The organism is Teichococcus wenyumeiae (assembly GCF_003696345.1).
GTDB lineage: Bacteria > Pseudomonadota > Alphaproteobacteria > Acetobacterales > Acetobacteraceae > Pseudoroseomonas > Pseudoroseomonas wenyumeiae.
Genome location: NZ_RFLX01000097.1, coordinates 1 through 4,809 on the forward strand (window position 1 = coordinate 1; position 4,809 = coordinate 4,809).

A 4,809-nucleotide genomic window follows, 5' to 3' on the forward strand; every position below is an offset into this window, starting at 1 on the left:
ACGGCCCCCTCCCTCGCGAGACCGCGGGCGATCCCCTCGCCAATGCCTTTGCTGCTGCCGGTGACCAACGCCACCCTTCCGTCGATCTTCAGATCCATGACATCCTCCTCGCGCTGCGGCTGGCGTTATGGAGAGAGAGCGATGGGCGGGTCCATTACGCACCTGAAGTGCCCATAGATCAGGAACGGAGAAGCGCCTGCCTCGGCCCGGAAGGCTCCGTCGCGCATGTTACCCGGGTGCTCAGCATGATCAGTGGGCGTTGGAAGCTCCCGATCCTGTTCCGTCTGTTTGCCGAACCGACGATGCGGACGTCACGATTGCTGCGGGACATCCCGGACCTGTCGCAGAAGGTCCTCACACAGCACTTGAGGGAGCTTGAGCGGGACGGCTTGGTCGCGAGACGGGATTTCGGCCGGCAGCCGCCGCATGTTGAGTACGGGCTCACAGACGCGGGGGCGAGCCTCATGCCCGTCCTGTTGTCGATGCGGGAATTCTCGCGTCTTCATGCTGCGGACGTGCCGGGTGCGCCGGACTGACCACATGAGACGGTTGCGGCAGTAGCGCCCATGCACCTGGGCTGCCCGATGACCGCTTTCTACCTATGTGCGACATCCGCTACCGTCCACACAGCACGATAATCCTCCGGCTACGAAGCGCGATGCATGCACGAGGAGTGCTGGCCATCAGGCTCTCCCATTAGCGGCGAAACCGATCCATCTTTCGGAGATGCCCAGTGCCGCTGCTCCATCCCTGCCTACTGCTGATCGCAACCCGCCCGCCGAAGCGCTGGCTGGTCTGGTCGAGCGCGTCACCTACCACAATGCCGAGAACGGCTTCTGCGTCCTGCGGGTGAAAGCGCGCGGGCAGCGAGACTTGGTGACGGTGGTGGGGCACGCGGCATCGATTTCGGCCGGGGAATGGGTGCAGCTATCGGGCGCCTGGGTCAACGACCGCACCCACGGCCTGCAGTTCCGGGCGGGCTTCCTCAAGGCGACCCAGCCCACCACAGTGGAGGGCATCGAGAAGTATCTCGGCTCCGGCATGATCCGTGGCATCGGCCCGGTCTATGCCAGGAAGCTGGTCCTGGCGTTTGGGGCGGCCGTCTTCGACCTGATCGAGGCCGAGCCCGACCGGTTGCGGGAGGTCACCGGCATTGGGCCCAAGCGGGCCGCTCGCATCGTTGCGGGTTGGGCCGAGCAGAAGGTGATCCGCGAGATCATGCTGTTCCTGCATGCCAATGGGGTCGGCACCTCGCGGGCGGTGCGGATCTACAAGACCTATGGCGCCAGTGCCGTGCAGGTGATCACCGAAAACCCCTATCGGCTCGCGCGTGATATCCGCGGCATCGGGTTCCGCACGGCCGACACCGTGGCGGGCAAGCTCGGGATCGAGCCCACGGCGATGATCCGGGTGCGCGCCGGCATCTCTTTCGCCCTGGCCGAAGCCACCGGCGAGGGTCATTGCGGCTTGCCAGTGGGTGAGCTGACCACGCTCGCGGGCAAGCTGCTGGAGGTCGCCCCTGAGTTGATCGCGACCGCCCTCACCCTTGAGCTGGAGGCCGGCGAGGTCGTGGCCGACACGCTGGAAGGCGAGCGCTGCGTGTTCCTGGCCGGCCTCTACCGCGCTGAGCAGAGCATCGCCGAACGGCTGGGGCGCCTCGCCTCTGGCCAGCAGCCCTGGCCGCCGATCGACGCTGACAAGGCGCTTCCTTGGGTGGAGGGGCGCACCGGCCTCGCCCTGGCCGAAAGCCAGCGTCAGGCCCTGCGGCTTGCCCTCACCTCCAAGCTGCTGGTGATCACCGGCGGCCCTGGCGTGGGCAAGACCACATTGGTCAACTCGATCTTGAAGGTGATCCAGGCCAAAGGGGTAGAGGTGGCCCTCTGCGCTCCCACAGGCCGCGCGGCCAAGCGCCTGACCGAGAGCACCGGGCTCGAGGCCCGGACCATTCACCGGCTGCTGGAGAGCGACCCAAAGACGGGCGGGTTCAAGCGCGACGAGATGAACCCTCTCGGCTGCGAGCTGCTGGTGGTGGACGAGACCTCGATGGTGGACGTGCCATTGATGCGCGCCCTGCTCCGGGCGCTGCCCGATGCAGCGGCGCTGCTGCTGGTGGGCGATGTCGACCAGCTGCCAAGCGTCGGGCCAGGGCAGGTGCTGGCCGACATCATCGGCTCGGGAGCCGTCCCGGTGGTGCGCCTGACGGAGGTGTTCCGCCAGGCGGCCGAGAGCCAGGTCGTGGTGAATGCGCATCGCATCAACCGCGGCCAACTGCCCGAGCTCAAGGCGACTGCGGGCAGCGACTTCTTCTTCGTCGAGGCCAACGAGCCCGAGGACGGCGTCCGCAAGCTGCTGGCCATGGTGCGCGAGCGCATCCCGGCACGCTTCGGGCTCGATCCGGTCCGAGACGTCCAGGTGCTTTGCCCGATGAACCGCGGCGGTCTGGGTGCCAGGGCGCTCAATATCGAACTGCAGCAGGCGCTCAACCCGCCCGGCGAGCGCCGGATCGAGCGCTTCGGCTGGACCTACTGCCTCGGCGACAAGGTCATGCAGGTGGCCAACAACTACGAACGCGAGGTGTTCAATGGCGATCTCGGCGTGATCACCGGCATGGACATGGAGGAGGGTGAGCTCACGGTCAGCTTCGATGGCCGGGAGGTCACCTACGGCTTTGGCGAACTCGATGAGCTGGTGCTGGCCTACGCCACCACCATCCACAAGGCGCAAGGCTCGGAGTACCCCGCGGTGGTGATCCCCCTCACAACGCAGCACTACGCCATGCTGGCACGCAACCTGCTCTACACCGGCGTGACCCGGGGCAAGAAGTTGGTCGTGCTGGTCGGACAGCGCCGGGCCCTGGCCATTGCCATCCGCAACCAGGGCGCACGCCGGCGATGGTCGAAGCTCCGCGAGTGGTTGGCGCCGGGCGCTGCCTCAGCCATTGCCGCCGCAGCCGTAAGGAGCTGAGCATGCCGCCACGCGCCCGAGTAGGCCGCCCACGCCTGACCCCGCCACCAATGGCCGATAAGGAAACCGCGGCGCCCTTCCCTGACCGTCCCAAGCCGAAGAAGGCTGCGCCACGCTCTCGCACGCTCAGCGCCGAGGCGCTGGAGCAGCTGGGCGCGCGACGGCTGGCCGAGCTGCTGATGGCGCAGGCCAAAGGTGATGCCGCGCTGGCTCGCACGCTGCGCCTGGCGCTCGCCGGGACCGATGGCGGTGGCCGGCTTGCCACCGAGGTGGAGAAGCGGCTGCGCACCATCGGGCGCTCGCGGGGGTTCATCGAGTGGGACAAGGTGCGCCCCCTCGCCCGCGAACTCGACAGCCTGCGCGAGATGATCGCCGGGCCTTTGGCCGCGACGGACCCGCGCGCGGCCGTGGCGCAGATGCGGCTGTTGCTTGGCCTTGCCGACAACGTGTTCGAGCGCAGCGACGATGGCAGCGGCACGCTGGGCGAGGTGTTCCGGCAGGCCGGCGCCGAACTCGGACGGCTTTGGGCGAAACTGCCGCACCGCGACCCGGTGACGCTGGCCGGCGAGGTGCTGGCGCTCTGGGACGCTGACGGCTACGGCGAGACCGATCGGCTGCTAGAGGCGGCCGGCCCGGCGCTCGGTCCTGAGGGCCGCGCGGAACTGCGCCGGCTGCTGGAGGCACGTCTCGCCGCAGTGCCGCGCTCCCGCAAGCCCGATGCGTACGAGAGCTGGCAGGGCCGCGGCCAGATCACCTTCCGCCTACGCGACCTGGCCGACCTTGAGGGTGACGTTGACGCCTATATCGCGGCCACCGAGGCAGGCGGTCGGGCGGAGAACTTCGCTGGCGACGTTGCCGAGCGCCTGATCGCTCATGGGCGCCCCAGCGAAGCGCTTGCCTGGCTGGACCGGGCGCCCGGTCGGCAGGAGAGTGAGGAGATCCGGTTGACGGACCTGCGCATTGCGGCGCTGGACGCGCTTGGGCAGCGAGAGGAAGCACAGGCGCTGCGCTGGGGCGCTTTCCGCCGCTGGCTGACACCACAGCACCTGCGTCCCTATCTTCGTGGCCTGCCGGATTTCGACGACATGGAAGCGGAGGACCGGGCGATGGCGCACGCGCTGGCGCATCCCGACCGCAACCTGGCGCTCAGCTTCCTGGTCGGCTGGCCCAAGCTTGAAGCGGCGAACCGGCTGGTGCGGGCCCATCATGGCGAGATGGACGGGCGCGACTATGGCCGGATCCGCTCCGCAGCCGAGGCGCTGGCCGAACGGTATCCGGCCGCTGCCACGCTGCTGCACCGGATCCTGGCCGAGGACGTGCTGCGGCGGGCCTCCTCGCGGCAATACCCGTACGCGGTGCGTGATGTCCGGGCCTGTGCCAGCCTTGCTTCGCTCCTGCCAGCGGAGCCCGGCCTCGAAGATCACAACGTGTTCCTGGCACGTCTCAAGCACGAGCACGGCCGCAAGGTCGGGTTCTGGGCTCTGCTGGACGGTCAAGGCTGATGGTAACCACTCACCAAGGTGCCAGCTGAGCGACTGACCGGCGGTTGTCGTGATCGGCAGCTCAGCGCCCTAATCAGTCGTGCGCTTATACCAAGTCCCAGTGAACAGAACCTATAGCTATAGCGCCTTCTGCAGCGGCACGGAGCTGCCTCAGCGTTCTATAGGTTCTGATCAAAGAGACTTGGTATTAGCACCTTCCGACGCTCTGAAGCGGACGCACCGGCTGGATATGGAGAATGCCAAGCCCGACACTGCTGACACAACTGCTGCAAAGCCAGTCGGGTTGATCGACGAGGATCAGCTCTCTAATTGCGCCTTGCTCGACGAACCAGCCTTTCACAGC

Annotated in this window: 3 protein-coding genes; all 3 read left to right on the forward strand. The window is 67.5% G+C overall.

Annotated features, from left to right (window positions below; all coding sequences use genetic code 11):
* A partial coding sequence (locus tag EBE87_RS30635) for a winged helix-turn-helix transcriptional regulator (RefSeq protein ID WP_199708004.1) occupies window positions 1-536 on the forward strand: 536 nt, incomplete at its 5' end.
* A gap of 190 nt (window positions 537-726) precedes the next feature.
* Window positions 727-2,964 carry an SF1B family DNA helicase RecD2 gene (gene recD2, locus EBE87_RS27620; RefSeq protein ID WP_120640958.1) on the forward strand — a complete coding sequence of 746 codons (2,238 nt, stop codon included), beginning with the start codon at window positions 727-729 and terminating at the stop codon, window positions 2,962-2,964.
* Between the two features lie 50 nt (window positions 2,965-3,014).
* Entirely contained in the window at window positions 3,015-4,466 is a 1,452-nt protein-coding gene (locus EBE87_RS27625) for a DUF6880 family protein (RefSeq protein ID WP_120640959.1), read from the forward strand.
* Window positions 4,467-4,809: the final 343 nt, after the last annotated feature.

Coding starts and splice junctions, on each gene's coding strand:
- EBE87_RS27625 (WP_120640959.1), top strand. CDS start 3,015: ATGGCCGATAAGGAAACCGCGGCGCCCTTCCCTGACCGTCCCAAGCCG.
- recD2 (WP_120640958.1), top strand. CDS start 727: ATGCCCAGTGCCGCTGCTCCATCCCTGCCTACTGCTGATCGCAACCCG.